This is a genomic window from Shewanella chilikensis, from assembly GCF_037953065.1.
Taxonomy (GTDB): Bacteria; Pseudomonadota; Gammaproteobacteria; order Enterobacterales; family Shewanellaceae; genus Shewanella; species Shewanella chilikensis.
Window position 1 is genome coordinate 800,714 of sequence record NZ_CP149966.1, and the last position, 17,060, is coordinate 817,773.

Genomic DNA, 17,060 nt, shown 5'->3' on the forward strand with positions numbered 1-17,060 from the left:
AAGTGATGCAGGCATTTTTATCATCCTTAAACCACCGCCGCTGGCGGTGTTGATGGTTTCGGTTTAAGGTTTCATCGCCCAGGCGCGGAACGACTTGCCTTTGAGCTTGCGTTCACTCAGTAATTTGACTGCGGTATTGGCGCACTCGCTGCGCACCGCCACATAAGACCAGATATCCTGAATTTGTATCTTGCCCACATCGGCGCCGGTCAGGCGGTTGTCGGCTGTGATAGCACCGAGAATATCCCCCGGGCGCAGCTTATGCTTCTTGCCGCCTTCAATGCGGATGCAGCGCATGGCCGCTCTTATCGGCGCTGAGGAATAATTGCCGGGCTTTGGCAGTTCGCTCATGGTTTGCGGGCCGAAGATATCCTCCAGCAGCGCCATTCGCATGCCATCCTTGGGGCCTACCAGGCTGACGGCCTGGCCCGAGGCACCGGCGCGGCCGGTACGACCGACCCTGTGCACATGCACTTCGGGATCGAACGCCAGTTGATAGTTGATCACCAGATCCAGGGCTTCGATATCCAGGCCCCTGGCGGCAACATCTGTGGCCACCAACACCACCACGCTCTTGAGGGCAAACTGCACCAGAGCTTGATCGCGCTCGCGCTGATCCAGATCGCCATGGAGTGCCCGCACGCTGAAGCCCTGCTGCTCCAGGCTGTCGGCCAGCTCCTGGGTTTCTCTTTTGGTATTGCAAAATATAACTGCACTCTCCGGCCTGTGGGCCAGTAGCAATGCTTCCACCGCTTGCAGCCTGGAGGCGGTGTCCGTCACTTCGATAAACTGCTGCGCTATGCTGAGTTGATCATGTTGCTGCTCCAACTTGATGCTGAGCGGCTTATCCATCATGGCGCGGGCCAGTTCGGCAATCGGCTCCGGGAAGGTGGCGCTGAACAGCAAACTCTGGCGCTTGTCCGGCATATAGGCGCTTATCTGCTCCAGCGCATCGGCAAAGCCCATCTCCAGCATACGGTCGGCTTCATCCAACACAAGTTGCTGCAATTCGCCCAGATCCAGACGCCCCTTCTGCAGGTGGTCCAGTACCCGCCCCGGGGTGCCAACTATAATGTGCGCGCCATGTTCCAGCGAGCCTATCTGTGGCCCCACAGGCACGCCGCCGCACAGGGTCAGGATCTTGATGTTGTGAATGCCGCGGGCAAAACGGCGCAGCTCCTTGGCCACCTGATCGGCCAGCTCCCGGGTAGGGCAGAGCACCAGGGACTGAACCCGAAAACGTTTCACATTGAGTCGATTCAACAGCCCAAGACCGAAGGCCGCCGTTTTGCCCGAGCCGGTTTTCGCCTGAGCCAACACGTCGCGGCCTTCAATAATGGCCGGCAGGCTGGCGGCTTGAACCTGGGTCATGGCGGTGAAACCAAGATCGTTCAGGGTGGCCAGCAGGGCGGGTTTCAACGGCAGGCTGGAAAAAGGTAAATCACTCAAGCTGTGTCCTATGGGCTCGCAAATGGAGCAAAAATGGTAAAGGGGTATTGTAACAGGCGGGGATGGTTTTTAGGCAGACTAATCTTGCGGCATTGAAAAAGCCCACTCGAGTGGGCTTTCAATCTCAGGCTTGATTGAGCTTAGCGCTCATTTCTTTGCCGGGAGCCGCGCGCTTGTGAGTCGCGTTGCTGTGATGTTCTGCCCTGGTTATTGCGCGGCTGGCCTGAGCCGCTATTACCCTTGCCGGCGCCTTGCGGCTTACTCTCCTGGGAGCGACCGCCCTGAGGCTTGGCGTTTGTGGGCTTACGTCTGGCACTTGAACCCTCGGTCTTGGCGCCCTGGGCCGGACGACGATGGCGGTTTTCAGCATTGGCCGGCTTGTTGCCATTACCTTTGTCCAGGTTGCCGCTGCGCTGGCCATCCTGATGTCCCTCTTTGGGCTTTTTCGGCTTCTTGGGCTTTTTCGGGCCTATCTTGTTCGGGTTGAGTCGCGATTCCGGCAAGGCTTCCTGAGGTTCAAAGCCATTGACGATTTCACGCTCGATAGTCTTGCCGATCAGCTGCTCTATGTCTTTGAGTTGCTTGAATTCTTCCGCACTTACCAGAGACACTGCCTGACCACTGGCACCGGCGCGGCCGGTACGGCCGATGCGGTGCACATAGTCTTCGGCCACATTGGGCAGATCGAAGTTAACCACTTGTGGCAATTGATCTATATCCAGGCCGCGGGCGGCAATATCTGTGGCAACCAACACCTTGACCTTGCCACTCTTGAAATCGGCCAGTGCCTTGGTTCTGGCACCCTGGCTCTTGTTGCCGTGGATGGCGGCGGCGCCAATCCCTTTGCCATCCAGGTGCTTGGCCAGACGGTTAGCACCGTGTTTGGTGCGGGTAAACACCAGTACCTGTTGCCACTTGTACTCTTTGATAAGCGAGGTCAGCAGCGCCGATTTCTTTGACTTGTCTACCGGGTGCAACTTCTGGCTCACCCGCTCGGCGGTGCTGTTGGCCGGAGCCACTGAGATCTCGGCGGGATCGTGCACCAAGCCCTTTGCCAGGCGGCGAATGTCGTCAGAGAAGGTGGCACTGAACATCAGGTTTTGCCGCTTGGCTGGCAGCAAAGCCAGAATTTTTTTGATGTCGTGAATAAAGCCCATATCCAGCATGCGGTCGGCCTCGTCCAGCACCAGCACTTCCAGCTGGCCGAATTTGATGGCATTTTGTTGGTACAGATCCAACAGGCGCCCCGGTGTGGCCACCAGGATATCGACCCCTTTTCTCAAGGTCTGCATCTGCGGGTTAATGGAAACACCGCCAAAGACCACTGAGCTACGCAGATCCAGATGCTTGCCATAGAGACTGACGCTTTCGGCCACCTGAGCGGCCAGCTCACGGGTGGGGGTCAACACCAAAGCGCGGATATGGTTGCCCCGCGGACGAATGCCACCATTGAGACGCTCCAGCAAAGGCAAGGTGAAGCCGGCGGTTTTGCCTGTCCCTGTCTGGGCGGCAGCCATCACATCCCGGCCCTGCAATACTGCGGGAATGGCCTGGGCTTGAATGGGGGATGGAGTGGAGTAACCTTGTTCGGCGACAGCGTTCAAAATCGGGGCCGACAGGCCCAGGGAGGCAAAACTCATGCAATCTTCTCAATTGACAGCGCGGAGCTGAGATATGGGAGCCGCAGTGCACAGCGTTGCGGCGAAGGCGGCAAGCTTACAGCATTTGCGGCCAAAGTGCTAATTGCAGCCAACTTGAACCCTTTTATTTTATACTTGTCTTAATTTTTACTGTTGCAAAGCAGCCGCTTAACCTATCTTGGAAAAGCAAGAGCCAAATTCAGGCCTCGACTCGGTGAGGTGTATGAGGGCAATAGAGCATATACAGGCACAGGCGCTGCACCGCAGGGAGTATGCCCTGAGCGTGATCAAGAATGTGCAGTCGATGTCCGCCATCGATACGGCACGGCTCGCTCTTGGGCTGAATATGCTGGCTCAACATGGCCGTATCGCCTTTCATTTTCACCCGGACAGAATCGATTCCCGCGGCTGGCCCGTGTTGGCCGGTATGCTGGCCGATGGTATTTACAAGACCCAGTTTGAAACCCGGGTATCCAACGGCAAACTTTCGCCTCAGGTTGGTGGTCCGCGAGATCATTGGGAAAACCAGCTGTTCGGCGACTGTTATCGTGGTGCCAGAGGGCGCCCCAAATACGGCGCCCTGGATCTGGGCATGCATCAAAATGGCCCTTCGGCCCGTTTCGGCAGCTGTTATCTGTTGTCATCACCTGCGTTGTTGCACCGCTGCACGTTCAGCTATCTGGACTCCTGCCGTGAGCCCAGGGAAAAAGGCACTGCGGCCTGCTTTGAAGATATTTTTGCTGCGCTGTTCAACGAGTGCTTTGAGCGAAGCTCGGCATTGGGTGTAAGTCAGTTGCGCCCGGCGGCCTTGGTTGATTATCTAGTTGATGCCTTACCTTTGGGGGTGGCAGCCAGGTTTGAGCGCCCCATGAGCGGTGACCTGGATCATTATATTGAGGCTCAATGCCATGGTGAGCTGGTGATAGGTGAAGACCTGACTCACTTGGTGGCCGATCCGGCATTCAAAGGCACTGAGATGGAGATCCTGATGCAGCGCTTGTGTGACAAGTACCGACTGCAGCTGTGTTGGCATCAGGGCTATCAAATGCCGGTTGATGAGGTGCCGCCTGACTTTCGCGGTGCCGCCATGCCCAAACTCGCCGCCTTGGTGGCACCGGATGGCCAGCTCGATGCCCGTCTGATCGGAGAGGCGGCGCTGGCACTGCATAAAGATCCGCAGCAGTGGCGCATGCATGGCAATGAAACCGAGCTCAAGCAGCAGCTCAAGTTGCTGTGGCATGTGCTGGTGCGTTTTGGTCACAGCCGTTGAGGGCACTCCATCTCTGGTCGGTCGTCTCGATTGAGCTGGTATTACCCCGTGAGTATGCACTGTGTGCTCACGGCGGTAGCTGTGCCATCGAAGCGACCCTCTAGCGTTAAGTAGAACTAGCGTTAAGTAGATAGCGGGGATGTCGTTAACCTGGGGTTAAGCTGCTTGGCTTATGGTGCGTTTTTTTGATCTGGCGCAAATTTTGTGAGTCCGGTAACAGTTCCTTGGCAACGGGTTTATTCCCTTGACGATGCCTGCGATACTGCTTGCCTACCGAACGATTCGCCTTAGGTCAAGCTATTACCTTGCTGCTTTGGCAGCAACAGCGTCATTAGCTGATTTTGCAGTAGGATCCCATGGACAAATCCTTAGAGAAACAACTCGGTCGCTGGCTCAAAGCGCAACAATCTGCCTGTGGCCCCTTCCTTAAACTCTCTGTGTTGTTGGGCGTACTCAACGGCTTGGCGCTGGTGGGTCAGGCCTGGGTGCTGGCCACTGTGTTGCAGGGGCTGATTATCGACGAGCTAGAGAGACAGGCATTTATTCCGCATATGTTGGCCTTTGCCACCTTGGTGCTGCTGCGAGCCGTTATCGCTTGGCTCAGAGAGCGAGTCAGCTTCGAGGCCGGCAGACGCCTCAGAGAGCAGATGCGCGCCGCTGTGCTCAATAAGCTTGAGCGTCTGGGGCCGGCCTTTGTCAATGGCAAGCCTGTCGGCAGTTGGGCCAGTATAGTGCTGGAACAGATAGAAGACTTGCAGGATTTCTACGGCCGTTACCTGCCGCAGATGAGCCTGGCGGCCTTTATTCCGCTGATCATCTTGGTATGTGTGTTCCCCATCAACTGGGCCGGTGGCCTGATTTTGCTCGGCACTGCTCCCCTTATTCCACTGTTTATGGTCTTGGTCGGCATGGGCGCCGCCGATGCCAACCGCAAGCATTTCGGCGCGCTGCAGCAATTGAGCGGCCACTTTATGGATCGCCTCAAGGCTTTGCCAACGCTCAAGCTTTTCTATCGCGCCGAAGCGGAGCAGCGCGCCATAGGCAAGGCCTCGGAAGATTTTCGAGAGCGTACCATGGCGGTGCTCAGAATGGCGTTTCTCAGCTCCGCCGTGCTGGAGTTTTTCGCCGCGGTATCCATCGCCATTTTGGCGGTGTACTTCGGTTTCAGCTATCTGGGGCACCTGGACTTTGGCCATTACGGCATGGGTATCAGCCTGTTTACCGGGATGTTTGTGCTGATTTTGGCACCTGAGTTTTATCAGCCGCTGCGCGACATGGGCACTCACTACCATGCAAAGGCCCAGGCGGTAGGCGCCGCCGAATCCTTGATGGCACTGCTGGAATTGCCTGAGCCGCTCAAGCGTGGCGAACAGCCCCTCCCCGGTGAGAGCGTTGAACTGCAGGCCCGGGATCTCAAGGTGTTGAGCATAGACGGCGTGCCTTTACTGGGGCCGCTGAGTTTTAGCTTAGCGGCGGGCGAGAAGCTGGCCTTGGTGGGCCCGAGTGGCGCCGGTAAAACCAGCCTGCTCAATGCTCTGCTGGGGTTTCTGCCCTATGAGGGCAGCTTAAAGCTCAATGGTATTGAACTGGCCGAACTGGATCCTGCCGCCTGGCGTAGCCGTATCGCTTGGCTTGGCCAGAATCCGCAGCTGTTCCACGGCACCATCGCCGATAATCTGCGCCTCGGCCAGCCCGAATTGACCGAGGCGCAATTGTGGGATTATCTGCAACAGGCCAAGGTGGCCGACTATGTTCGCGCCTTGCCGGATGGGCTGGCGCATCAATTGGATGAATACAGCGGTGGCCTGTCTGTGGGGCAGGCGCAGCGGTTGGCACTGGCCCGCGCTCTTGGGCGTCAGGCGCAGCTGTTTGTGCTCGATGAGCCCAGCGCCAGCCTCGACAGCCAGAGTGAACAACTGGTGCTGAGTGCACTGTGGCAGGCGATGGCCGGTAAGAGCTGTCTGGTGGTGACCCACAGATTGGATCAACTGGATCGGATGGACAGAGTCCTGGTGCTGGATCACGGAAAACTGGTGCAGCAGGGCACCTTTGCCGAACTCAAAGCACAGCCGGGCTTGCTGGCGCAGATGTTGGATGAGCTGCCGCTGGCGGTCTCCCTCGATGATACGCCAAAGGCATCGGCACCGCCGATTGCCGCGGCCGCTGAGTCGGAAGCCGGGTCAGACTCAAAACCCGCGTCTGAGTCAAAGTCAGAGTCAAAACCAGAGTCAGGGGAGGAGCGTTGAGATGAAGCTGTTACTGCCCTTTATCCGGCTGTTCCGCCGCCAGTCTTTGATGATGTTTGTCGGCCTGCTGCTGACAGTAACGACCCTAATGGCCGGTATTGGCCTGTTGTCGCTCTCCGGCTGGTTCTTATCTGCTACCGCAGTGGCCGGTCTGGCTCTGGTGACGGCGGAAGCCTTCAACTACTTTACTCCGGCGGGCGGGGTGCGTTTCCTCTCCATTGCCCGCACGGCAAGCCGCTACGGTGAAAGGCTGGCTACCCATGAGGCCACTTTCAGGATCCTGACCGATCTCAGGTTGTGGGCCTGGCGCTCTTTGCTGCCTTTGAGTGAACGCAATCTCTCCGGAATGCGCCGCGGCGATCTGCTCAACCGTTTGGTGGCCGATATCGACACGCTGGATCACCTGTATCTGAGGTTGTTGACGCCGCTGACGGCCTTCTTGCTGATGTTGTTGGCATTGACCGCCTTTATCGGTTGGTTTGATCTCAACTTGGCCATCCTGCTTTGTACTGGCCTCTTGCTCAGTTGGTTGTTGTTGCCGAGTGTGTTCTATCTGCTTGGCAGGCAGCCCGGGCGCGAGTTGATTGAAGCGCGGCGCTGCTACCGGGTACGGCTGCTGGAGTGGTTGTCCGGCCAGGCGGAGCTGAGTTTGTTCTCCGATGCCAAAGGCGGCGCTGCTGAAAGCTTTCGCTCGGAACTCGACCGCGCCGAGCAGAGCTGGTTTGCCAGTCAGAAGGCGATGGCGGCGATCACCGGCCTGAGCCAGGCCATGTTGATCCTCTGTCACGGCTTGTTGGTGTTGTTGCTGTTCTGGTTTGCTGCCGCAGGTGTTGGGCCGGCCGTGCCTCCCGGGCCTTTGTTGGCCATGGTCTTGTTTGCCACTCTGGCCTGTATCGAGATGATGATGCCGCTGGCCGGCGCCTTTCAACATCTGTCTTCTGTGCTCCTGGCTGCCAAGCGGGTGTCCGAGCTGACAGAGCAGCGCTCCGACATTGAATTCCCTGCCGTCTCGGCAGCCATGCCCGATAGCGGCGCCCTTAGCATCAAAGATGTGCATTTCGGTTACACAGATACCCAGCCAGTGCTGCAAGGCTTGTCGCTGCAGGTGCCGGCGGGCAGCAAGGTGGCGCTCCTTGGGAAAACCGGCTCGGGTAAGTCCAGCCTGCTGGCCTTGATAACCCGTCAGTGGCAGCCGCAGCAGGGGGAGATACTGCTGGGCGGCGTGCCTGTGGCCTCCTTGGATGAAAAGACCTTGCGGGCTTCCATGACAGTGGTCAGTCAGCGGGTACAACTGCTCAGCGCCAGTCTCAGAGATAACCTGCAGCTGGCCTTGCCGGAAAAAGTTACCGATGACACGTTAGCCGAGGTGCTGCGCCAAGTTGGGCTGGAGGGGCTGCTTGCGGGCGAGGGGCTCAATGCCTGGATAGGTGAGGGCGGGCGTCAGCTATCCGGTGGCGAGCAGCGCCGGATCGGCGTGGCTCGTGCATTGCTGCGGGATGCGCCGCTGCTGCTGCTTGATGAACCTACAGAGGGGCTGGATCGGCGTACCGAGCAGGAGATCCTCAAGTTGCTGCTGCAGTTTGCCAAAGACAAGACGCTGGTGATGATAAGTCATCGCCTAACCGGTATGGCGCAGATGGATGCCATTCACCTGTTGGATGAAGGCAAGATAGTGGCCAGTGGTAGCCATGAGCAACTGCTGCAGGAGTCGCCAGCCTACAGCGCCCTGTATCAGAGGTTACACTGAGCCGCAGAGGTTCAAGTTAGCTTATTCAAAGGGATGCATCGGCATCCCTTTTTCTTTAAAAACGCAAAATTCTTGCCTGGATCACAGATCCCATACAGGTTCAAAGTCAGAATAGAGTTATTGGCATATGCCAATAACAAATAAGGATACTCCCATGCCCAGACCCAGAAAATGCCGCCGCCTGCAGCATGGCACGCCCTGCCGCTTCTACAAACCCAACGGCATTCCGGCCTCAGCCCTGGAGGCGGTCGCGTTGGCTGCCGATGAGTTTGAGGCCCTGGCGTTGGCCGATTTTCGCGGTCTGGCGCAACAAGAGGCCGCCGAGCAGATGGGGATATCCAGGCAGACTTTTGGCAACTTGATTAAGCAGGCACGCCATAAGCTGGCCAAGGCCCTGATAGAGGGACAGATGCTGGAGTTGCCCCACACTGAGGAACAGAGATGATAGTGATACCCTTGAGCCGGGGCCGCTTGGCCGGGCATTTTACCAAGGCCAAAGAACTGGCCTTTTATGATAACAAGCACAACTACTGTTTTACCCTGGATAATCCGGCAGCCGCAGGCGGCAACTGCGCCGCCAAAAAGGCGATGCTGCAACTTATCAAGGACAAAGGCGGCCGCATTGTGTTGGTGGATCAAATCGGCGAGCGAATGTTGGGTAAGCTGCTCGATGGTGGCATCAGCGTTTGTCGGCCCGGCAAAGAGAGCAGCGATATAGCCGCTTTGCTGGTTGCGGCCAGTGATATTCAGTTACGGCTGACCAGTGCTGCGGCTGGACGTCCGTCACTCAAACATCAAGCCAAAGGAGGCTGTGGTGGTGGCTGTGGTTGCCATGGTGATGAGCATGGCCATGAAGCGGAAGCGAAAGGCGGTTGTGGTGGCGGCTGTGGCTGTAAGAGCCGCACTGAGGCCAAATTAAAACCCCTTGGTGACCCGTTAAACCAGCAAGGCAAGTTGAGTTACGCAGGCTTCAGGCCTTTGCGATAAAGCCGTCTACAGAAATAGAAACAAGAGTGCCGGCAGAAAGCCGGCACTCTTTTGTCATCTTGTGTTGTCAATCATCCAGGCGGCACTGGCTCAGCAGTTCGCCACTTAAGCGGCATTCCAGGTCGACCCTTTTGCCAATATGAGGCGCAAGGCTGTCGTCGCTGGCCTTATAACCCCAGAGGCTGGCGCCTTGGCCGTCATCATTGACCAAGCCCTTGAGCTCTATGTCCGCTTCCTGCACCTCAGGTTCGATTTCCATTACCAGGAATTGGCCATTTTGCTCTGATCCTTCAACCTGTACCCAGGTGCCGTTGAGGCTGGCTTGGTTCAAACCATCTTCAAAGCGGGTCTGAGGCGTGAGTGTCAGCGCTATGCCGTTGATGCTGAATACACCGGCCTCATACACAGCCTTGCCTTCAACTTCAAAAGCGTGGCTTGCAATCACTGGTGGCTGACTCTGTTTTTCAAAGTCAATCTCGGTGGCCTTCAGCTCTTGAGTATCGTCTTGCCACAGGCCTTCCACATCGACCAAGGCACCGGGTTTGAGATCGGCAACAGTGCCATCTTCATAGAGAGTTTTACCATCCAGTGTCACTTGCCATTTTTGGTTCAAGGTGAAGCGGGTTTGCAACTCGTTGACCCAGGTAACCTGACCTTCGAGTTCTACCTCAGTGCCCTTGTCCAAATCCGGGGCGCGTTCGACTTCCACTTCAGAAGCCAGTAATACTTCACCCTGATATTGACCTTCAACTTCTACCCAGGAACCATTGGCCAGCGTGTCATCTACCTGAACGGCATTGGCACCATAGTCCACCTGCATATTACCGAGATAGAACTGCTTCAGATGAGTGTCCAGCTTGCTTACCCGACCTTCAACTTCCATCTCTTGCCTGTCATTGTCGATAGCAAAATAGGTGGCCTTGAACTGACTATCACTCAGGTTGTAACCACTGAGTTCAACTATATCACCTGCCTTGACTTTACTGAGGTCAAGTCCAGTTACTTGGTAACCGGCCACAATAGCCTGCTCGGCATCAATTGCGCTCACCGGGGAAACCAGCACAGGGTCATAGTCTACGCTGATGGCACTGTTGCCATCTGTCTTGATGTTGAGCTGCATACCGGGCTTCAACTCAGTGAGGCTGGCCTTGGTTTCATTGATTTCAACACTGGCCCTGGCCGCCGGGATTGCCACACCATTGACCCAAAGCGTATCCGTATCGACCTTTTGCAGGGTACCTTGGATAGTCTTGGCCAAAGTGGCAACCGGCGGTTGGGGATCGGGATTGTTCGACTCATTGGAGTCTGAACCGCCACAGGCGCTCAGTCCGGCAACGAGAGGAACCAGCCATATGCTTCTTTGCATTCTGTTCTCCTTAGGGTCTTGGTTTTTAAAGCGGCGGCAGGATAAACAACTGCAGATGAGGTTAAGATTAGGGCGGGATGAAAGTTTATTAATGATCGTATGCTGTCGTTAAAAAATAGAGGGTTACTTTGAAAATTCCTCTGCAGATGTGTTTGGTTTTTGAATTCAGTTAAGGTTTAAATCAGCGTGATTTACTGCAATCGGCAGACAAACATGCTGTCTATACACTTTTTGTTCACATCCCAAGCCAACTTAAATCGCAAGTAGTATGATTTTTAGAGGGCTTATAAGGGAGGTGTCCAGGCAGTGGGAGACTCTGAATAGCTAAAAAAGAGAACAAGTTACTACTTGGAACTATGCTTTTTTATAGCTACAGTTATCAGTATTAGAAAAGTTGTGACAATGACGTCCCCCACTAATCAGGAAGATACTATGACCCTCACCAAAGAGAGTTCCTTGGATTTGGAAGTGATCAGTCTACTGGAAGACAGGCAGACGATTCATGCGATTAAACTCCTGCGAGAACGAGATAACCTGAGCCTGAAAGAGGCAAAAAAGAAGGTGGATGACTATTTGCAGGGGCATCCGGAACTGGAATTGGCCGACAAAGAGCCAGGAAGCGGCAATGCCATTGTTTGGATAGTGCTGGTAGGGTTGGCTGCAGCAGCAGCCTTGGCTGTCTCGACTCATTTGTAGCTGTTGAGATATCTCTATTCTAAGCCGTTATAAAGCGAGTTTATTTAAGCTTTCCTCATTAAAATGCAAAGAGAATTGAATATTTTAAATTCTCTTTGCATCTTTTGCCATTTTTGACTAATTGTTGAGCCTGAGTCGAGAAAACTCACGGAAGCGATTGGCTTGAATGTGGTACCTTTGCCCGCTTTGATTTTGACAAGATGACGCCCTTGTGCGGCGGAGACATAACAATGAATAACAAACACTGGATTGGCAATATCGGCGTGCAAGTCGTGATTGCCATGTTTTTGGGGGCGGCTGTCGGCTGGTGGTTTGGTGAGGATGCCAGCATGTTTGCCCCATTGGGGACTATTTTTATCCATTTGATCAAGATGTTGGTCATACCGCTGGTATTGGTGGCTATCATCTCAGGTGCAGCCAGTCTGGGGGATACCCCTTCGGCTGGGAAAATCGGTCTAGGAACATTCGGCTTCTTTATTGTGACTTCGGGGATCGCAGTCACCTTGGCATTGGTGCTGGGAAACCTGTTTCAACCTGGTAAGGGGGTTGATTTTACTGCTCACAGTATGACTGACCTAATGGAAGTCACCAAAGAACAGGGTGATCTACCAGGTGTAATGGATACTTTCATTGGCATGATACCAACCAATGTGTTTGAGTCGCTGACCGGGGGGAATATTTTACAGATCCTGGTGTTCAGTATCTTCTTTGGCATAGCACTGACCAAGGTCAAGGGCGATGGGGCCAAGCCGATCCTTGGGGCGCTCAATGCTATCACAGAGGCTATGGTCTGGATGATCAACTGTGTCATGTTGGTGGCACCCATAGGGGTATTCGGTCTGATGGCCGACTCAGTCGGCACCTTTGGTTTTGACGCTCTTGAGGTGGTATTTAAACTGTTCATCGTCTTCGTTGGGGCGATTTTGATTTACGGTTTCATCTTCTTCCCCTTGATGGTGCAGCTGTTTTCCAAGGTGTCGGCGGCGCGCTTTATCAGTGCAATGAAAAAGCCCCAGGTGATGGCCTTGTCTACGGCTTCCTCCATGGCAACCTTGCCGGTGAATATGGAAACTTGTGAGCAGGAGTTGAAGGTCTCAAAAGCCACAGCTTCTTTCGTATTGCCGTTGGGCGCCACCATCAATATGAGCGGCAACGCCATTTACTATGGTTTGGTCGCTATGTTCTTTGCTCAAATGTATAACATTGATCTGAGCCTTGCCGCCTATGCGGCTATTATATTCACTTCCACTTTGGGCGCTATTGGCCAGGCCGGGGTGCCGGGACCTTCTTTCCTGGTGGTGGCCGTATTACTGGCGGCCAAGATCCCTATTGATGGACTGCCACTGCTGTTTGCCCTCGACCGGGTATTTGACATGATACGTACATCGCTGAATATTACCGGCGATGCCGCCTGCGCTCTGGTGATGGACAACTTTTGTCCCGAGGAAGCCAAGAGCTGATAGCGTGAGTTTGTTTGCCGCGAGCAGGTAATAAAAAGCCAGGAAACTATTCCTGGCTTTTTTCATGGGTGGAGATTATTCCGCATCACCCAGTGACAGCAGAGTGGCATTGCCACCTATGGCTGTGATGTTGTTGGTGCGGGTCTTTTCTGTCATAAAGCGGGTCAGGTAGTGTGGCCCGCCAGCCTTGGGGCCTGTGCCGGAAAGCCCCTGACCACCGAAGGGCTGTACACCCACCACAGCGCCAATCTGGTTACGGTTGATATAGACGTTACCTACATTGACTCGGTCGGCAACGCTCAGGGCGTGGCCTTCATTGCGGCTGTGGATCCCCAGAGTCAGGCCAAAGCCTGTGCTGTTGATATCGGCAATCACCTTGTCCAGCTCTGAGGCTTTGAAACGGATAATGTGCAGTATCGGGCCGAAATGTTCTTTCTCCAGCACCTTGATGGAATCGATTTCCACCGCGGTTGGCGCAACGAAATGGCCATCCTTGCAGTCAGCGGGCAGCTCCACCTGTTTGATAAGCTTGCCTACCTGTTTTATGTGCTCGATATGGGCGTTGAGATTGGCCTTGGCTGTGGCATCGATCACCGGGCCGACATCTGTCTTCACTGAACCTGGATAGCCAATGCTGAGTTCATCCATGGCACCCTTGAGGATCTCCAGCACCCGTTCGGCGATATCTTCCTGCAGATAGAGTACCCGCAGCGCCGAGCAGCGCTGGCCAGCGCTGGTAAAGGAAGAGGCAACCACATCGTTGACCACTTGCTCCGGTTGGGAAGTGGAGTCCACCACCATGGCATTTTGACCACCTGTTTCGGCGATAAGTGGAATGATGGCGCCTTCGCGGGCAGCCAGAGCGCGGTTGATCACCTTGGCCGTGCCGGTAGAACCTGTGAAGCAGACGCCGCCGATACGTTCGTCGCTGGTCAGTGCGGCGCCGACACTGGCGCCTGTGCCCGGCAGGAATTGCAGCGCTTCTTTGGGGATCCCGGCTTCATGGGCCAGCTGTACGGCGCGGTAACCCACAAGGCAGGTTTGCTCGGCTGGTTTGGCGATAACTGTGTTGCCGGCAGCAAGGGCAGCAGTCACCTGACCGAGGAAAATTGCCAACGGGAAGTTCCAGGGGCTGATACAGACAAAGACACCGCGGCCTTGAACAAACAGCTCGTTCAATTCACCGGTCGGCCCAGGGAGCAGCTCGGGCTTGCTCATCATCTTCTTGGCCTGCACCGCATAGTAGCGGCAGAAGTCGATGGCTTCACGGACTTCATCTATGCCGTCCTGCAGGCTCTTGCCTGCTTCGCGGGTACAGAGCACTATCAGCTCTTCGCGATTTTCTTCCAGCAGGTCGGCCAGTTTTTGCAGCGCGTTGGCGCGCTGTGCCACCGGTGTGCGACACCAGGCAGGGAAAGCGGCGACGGCTGAACTGATGGCCTGCTCGACGGCTTGGTTGTCGGCAAAAACCACCTGACCGACGGTTTGTGTTGTGTCATAGGGGCTGACAACCGCCTTTGACTCGCCGCTCAGGGTTTCACCATTGATCAGCGGGCCGCCATGCCATTGATGAGTCTTGAATTGATCCAGCGCCGCGAAGAAGGGTTCGGCTTCAGAGAGAATGTTCATATTGAGTCCCTTGGAGTTTTTGCGTTCGCTGCCAAAGATGTCGGCAGGCTTCACTATCTTGTTATTGGCCAGGGTTTTGTATTGTTTGACTGTCACCAGAGGGTGGGTGATCAGTGAATCGATAGGCGTGTTGGGATCCACCAACTTATGCACAAATGAAGTGTTGGCACCGTTTTCCAGCAGACGGCGCACCAGATAGGGCAGCAGATCTTTATGGGCACCTATCGGCGCATAAATTCGGACGGTGCGAGCTCGGCTTTCCGCCAAAATAGTGTCGTATAGTTCCTGTCCCATGCCGTGCAGACGCTGGAATTCAAACTCACGATCGCCGGCCATATCGCTGATGGCAGCGACTGTCTGGGCGTTATGGCTGGCAAATTGTGGATAGATGGCACCGCGGGTCTTGTCCGACAGCAGGAAGCGGGCACAGGCCAGATAGGACAGATCCGTTCCCACCTTGCGGGTGTAGAGGGGGTAACCGGCTTCACCTGCCTGCTGAGCCCACTTGAGTTCGCTGTCCCAATAAGCGCCTTTCACCAGTCTCAGCGGGATTTCATCACCTTGCTCTTTGGCAAGCTTGGTTAGCCACAGGAGTACAGGCAGGGCCCGTTTGGAGTATGCCTGCACCACTATGCCCAAAAGGCCCCAACCCTTGGCGGCTTCAGAGTTGTATAGCTTGCGGAACAGCTTGAGCGACAACTCAAGACGGTCTACCTCTTCGGCATCGATAGAGATACCGACATTCAGGCTGCGAGCCTGCTCAATCAGCTTGATCACTGTGGCATACAACTCGGACATGACTCTGTCTTCATTGGCCACTTCATAGCGGGGATGCAGCGCCGACAGCTTGATGGAAATCGTCGGTCTGGGCGCCTGGGATTCATCGTACTGCTGGGCCCCCAATTCGCTGATGGCGTGGGAGTAATCCTGGAAGTATTTCTGGGCGTCTCTCTGAGTCAGTGCGGCTTCACCCAGCATGTCGTAAGAGTGGGTATAGCCCTGTTTGCGCTTGTCTTCACTGTTTTTTAGTGCTTCTTTAACTGTGCGGCCGAGTACGAACTGTTTGCCCATGATCTTCATGGCGGCATACATGGCTTGACGGATCACCGGCTCACCCAGGCGATTAACCAAGCGCTTCAATAAGTTGCTTGGACTGCCATCCAGGTTGCGATCCAGTTTGACGATTTTGCCCGTCAGCATCAGGCCCCATGTCGAGGCGTTGACCAATACTGAATCACTCTTTGACAGATGCTCGTCCCATTTGGCTCCTGAGAGCTTGTCTTCAATCAGGGCATCGGCCGTTTCCGGATCCGGGATCCGCAGCAGGGCTTCGGCCAGGCACATGAGTATGATGCCTTCCTGAGTCTCAAGGCTGTATTGCTGTAAAAAAGCGTCTATACCTACCATCAGACCTTTTTTGTCATATTGACGAACCTTGCTGACCAAGTCGTGGGCGCGACGGGTCACACGCTCAATGGTTTCGTCACTCGACGGGACTAGCTTGATCAGATCGGACAAATATTGCTCTTCGTCGACAATATAGTTGTCACTGATGGCTTTAAAGAGTTCGTCGAGATTGGCGCTATCATAGTGGCCTGCCAGAACTTCACTCGCTTTGAACATAGTTATCGCTTCCATCTAAGCCGGTTGGGGGCAGTTAATGACTGCTCGAATTACCTGGAATATGTCTGACGCAAAAGACGCTTTATTAATTTTGTATACAATATTGGCGCTTGCGCGCGCCGATTATACAATCAAAATGTGATCTGTGACACCAATCTTGGCGGGAATGTGAAAATTGTTTAATTGGCTTTACGCACCCCAGCTGTAAAGTCACATAAACAAAAGGCCAGTGGTTTTAAACACTGGCCTTTGAGAAGGGGAAAAATGCTATTACATCCAACGATCTTTCTTGCGTCGCTGTGGTCTTGGCATGTAAACCAGAATGACCCCGAGGATTAAACCCAGGGCGGCGATAAGTCCGCCTTCCTGCCACATACGAAAACGTTCGTTATCTTTCATTGACTTGAGCTTGGCAATGGCTTCATCGCGTTCTGTGCTAGCCTCTGCCAGTTCTGCCTGGGCCTTGCTCAACTGAGACTTGAGGCTACCCAGCTCGCCCTTGAAATCGCCATTTTCGTTCTGAAGCCCAGCGAGCTGGCCTTTGGCTTCGGTCAATTGGCTTTCCAGCTCAGAGACGCGAAAACGCAGCGATTTGTCTTTGGATATCATGCTGGTCAGAACCCAGCCTTCGCGATCCTTATGGTCGATAATCTTGGTGTAATCGCCTTGGCGCTCAGGTAAAACGCTTACCTGTTGACCGGCTTCAATACTACCCAGGATCCGGTATTGAGTGCCGGGTCCACCATGAATGTAGATGTAGACATCGTCCGAAATATAGCGCGTCTGGCCTTGGGCCAATAGGGTGGGAGACAGGAGCATCATCCCTATGAGAGTCAGGAGTCTTAACACTTAGTCATTCTCTGTCGCAAAATACTGCCCACATGCTAGGGATTTGAAGGCTTCAATGCAAGAGGGAAGTCATTCGACTTCCCTCTTATAATCATGAT

The 17,060-nt window shown here is 54.8% G+C and carries 12 protein-coding genes; 7 read left to right on the forward strand and 5 right to left on the reverse strand.

The genetic code is table 11. The features are described 5' to 3' along the window. Positions 1-63: 63 nt before the first annotated feature. Positions 64-1,449, reverse strand: a complete 1,386-nt coding sequence (gene dbpA / locus WKR14_RS03755) for an ATP-dependent RNA helicase DbpA (RefSeq protein ID WP_101052678.1) — start codon at positions 1,447-1,449, stop codon at positions 64-66. 140 nt (positions 1,450-1,589) lie between these two features. After that, on the reverse strand, positions 1,590-3,089 hold the full coding sequence (locus WKR14_RS03760; protein WP_144167907.1) for a DEAD/DEAH box helicase: 1,500 nt from the start codon (positions 3,087-3,089) through the stop codon (positions 1,590-1,592). A gap of 223 nt (positions 3,090-3,312) precedes the next feature. On the opposite strand from WKR14_RS03760, the gene WKR14_RS03765 reads away from it, so the two are divergent. The 5 genes from WKR14_RS03765 (at position 3,313) to WKR14_RS03785 (ending at position 9,339) form a co-directional block, all read left to right on the forward strand. Then, positions 3,313-4,359, forward strand: a complete 1,047-nt coding sequence (locus WKR14_RS03765; protein ID WP_234556373.1) for a DUF3626 domain-containing protein — start codon at positions 3,313-3,315, stop codon at positions 4,357-4,359. Between the two features lie 356 nt (positions 4,360-4,715). After that, positions 4,716-6,605: a heme ABC transporter permease/ATP-binding protein CydD gene (gene cydD, locus WKR14_RS03770; RefSeq protein ID WP_339087395.1), complete on the forward strand. Its 1,890-nt coding sequence runs from the start codon at positions 4,716-4,718 to the stop codon at positions 6,603-6,605. A 1-nt stretch (position 6,606) separates the two neighbouring features. Next, on the forward strand, positions 6,607-8,352 hold the full coding sequence (gene cydC, locus WKR14_RS03775; protein WP_339087396.1) for a heme ABC transporter ATP-binding protein/permease CydC: 1,746 nt from the start codon (positions 6,607-6,609) through the stop codon (positions 8,350-8,352). 154 nt (positions 8,353-8,506) lie between these two features. Continuing rightward, positions 8,507-8,797 carry a DUF134 domain-containing protein gene (locus tag WKR14_RS03780; RefSeq protein WP_025888568.1) on the forward strand — a complete coding sequence of 97 codons (291 nt, stop codon included), beginning with the start codon at positions 8,507-8,509 and terminating at the stop codon, positions 8,795-8,797. Next, complete coding sequence (locus WKR14_RS03785) at positions 8,794-9,339, forward strand: NifB/NifX family molybdenum-iron cluster-binding protein (protein ID WP_339087397.1); 546 nt, start codon at positions 8,794-8,796, stop codon at positions 9,337-9,339. Before WKR14_RS03780 ends, WKR14_RS03785 begins: the two co-directional genes overlap by 4 nt. 67 nt (positions 9,340-9,406) lie before the next feature. Here WKR14_RS03785 and WKR14_RS03790 read toward each other — a convergent pair whose 3' ends face one another. Continuing rightward, positions 9,407-10,705 carry a DUF5666 domain-containing protein gene (locus tag WKR14_RS03790; RefSeq protein WP_101052666.1) on the reverse strand — a complete coding sequence of 433 codons (1,299 nt, stop codon included), beginning with the start codon at positions 10,703-10,705 and terminating at the stop codon, positions 9,407-9,409. A 432-nt stretch (positions 10,706-11,137) separates the two neighbouring features. On the opposite strand from WKR14_RS03790, the gene WKR14_RS03795 reads away from it, so the two are divergent. Both WKR14_RS03795 and WKR14_RS03800 read left to right on the forward strand, forming a co-directional pair. Next, positions 11,138-11,401 (forward strand): hypothetical protein, encoded by a 264-nt coding sequence (locus WKR14_RS03795; protein WP_101052664.1) that lies wholly within the window; start codon positions 11,138-11,140, stop codon positions 11,399-11,401. A gap of 230 nt (positions 11,402-11,631) precedes the next feature. Beyond that, a complete protein-coding gene (locus WKR14_RS03800) occupies positions 11,632-12,861 on the forward strand; it encodes a dicarboxylate/amino acid:cation symporter (RefSeq protein WP_101052662.1) in 1,230 nt (409 codons plus the stop codon). Positions 12,862-12,936: 75 nt separating this feature from the next. On the opposite strand, the gene putA is transcribed toward WKR14_RS03800, so the two are convergent. After that, the gene (gene putA, locus WKR14_RS03805; protein WP_226563757.1) at positions 12,937-16,128 is read right to left on the reverse strand and encodes a bifunctional proline dehydrogenase/L-glutamate gamma-semialdehyde dehydrogenase PutA; all 3,192 of its coding nucleotides are present in this window, start codon (positions 16,126-16,128) and stop codon (positions 12,937-12,939) included. 255 nt (positions 16,129-16,383) lie between these two features. Beyond that, a complete protein-coding gene (locus tag WKR14_RS03810) occupies positions 16,384-16,962 on the reverse strand; it encodes a TIGR04211 family SH3 domain-containing protein (RefSeq protein ID WP_101052658.1) in 579 nt (192 codons plus the stop codon). Positions 16,963-17,060 lie beyond the last annotated feature (98 nt).

Excerpts from the sequence above, each read along its gene's own strand:
- WKR14_RS03760 (WP_144167907.1), bottom strand. The coding sequence starts at position 3,089 with ATGAGTTTTGCCTCCCTGGGCCTGTCGGCCCCGATTTTGAACGCTGTC.
- WKR14_RS03765 (WP_234556373.1), top strand. The coding sequence starts at position 3,313 with ATGAGGGCAATAGAGCATATACAGGCACAGGCGCTGCACCGCAGGGAG.
- cydD (WP_339087395.1), top strand. The coding sequence starts at position 4,716 with ATGGACAAATCCTTAGAGAAACAACTCGGTCGCTGGCTCAAAGCGCAA.
- cydC (WP_339087396.1), top strand. The coding sequence starts at position 6,607 with ATGAAGCTGTTACTGCCCTTTATCCGGCTGTTCCGCCGCCAGTCTTTG.
- WKR14_RS03780 (WP_025888568.1), top strand. The coding sequence starts at position 8,507 with ATGCCCAGACCCAGAAAATGCCGCCGCCTGCAGCATGGCACGCCCTGC.
- WKR14_RS03785 (WP_339087397.1), top strand. The coding sequence starts at position 8,794 with ATGATAGTGATACCCTTGAGCCGGGGCCGCTTGGCCGGGCATTTTACC.
- WKR14_RS03790 (WP_101052666.1), bottom strand. The coding sequence starts at position 10,705 with ATGCAAAGAAGCATATGGCTGGTTCCTCTCGTTGCCGGACTGAGCGCC.
- WKR14_RS03795 (WP_101052664.1), top strand. The coding sequence starts at position 11,138 with ATGACCCTCACCAAAGAGAGTTCCTTGGATTTGGAAGTGATCAGTCTA.
- WKR14_RS03800 (WP_101052662.1), top strand. The coding sequence starts at position 11,632 with ATGAATAACAAACACTGGATTGGCAATATCGGCGTGCAAGTCGTGATT.
- putA (WP_226563757.1), bottom strand. The coding sequence starts at position 16,128 with ATGGAAGCGATAACTATGTTCAAAGCGAGTGAAGTTCTGGCAGGCCAC.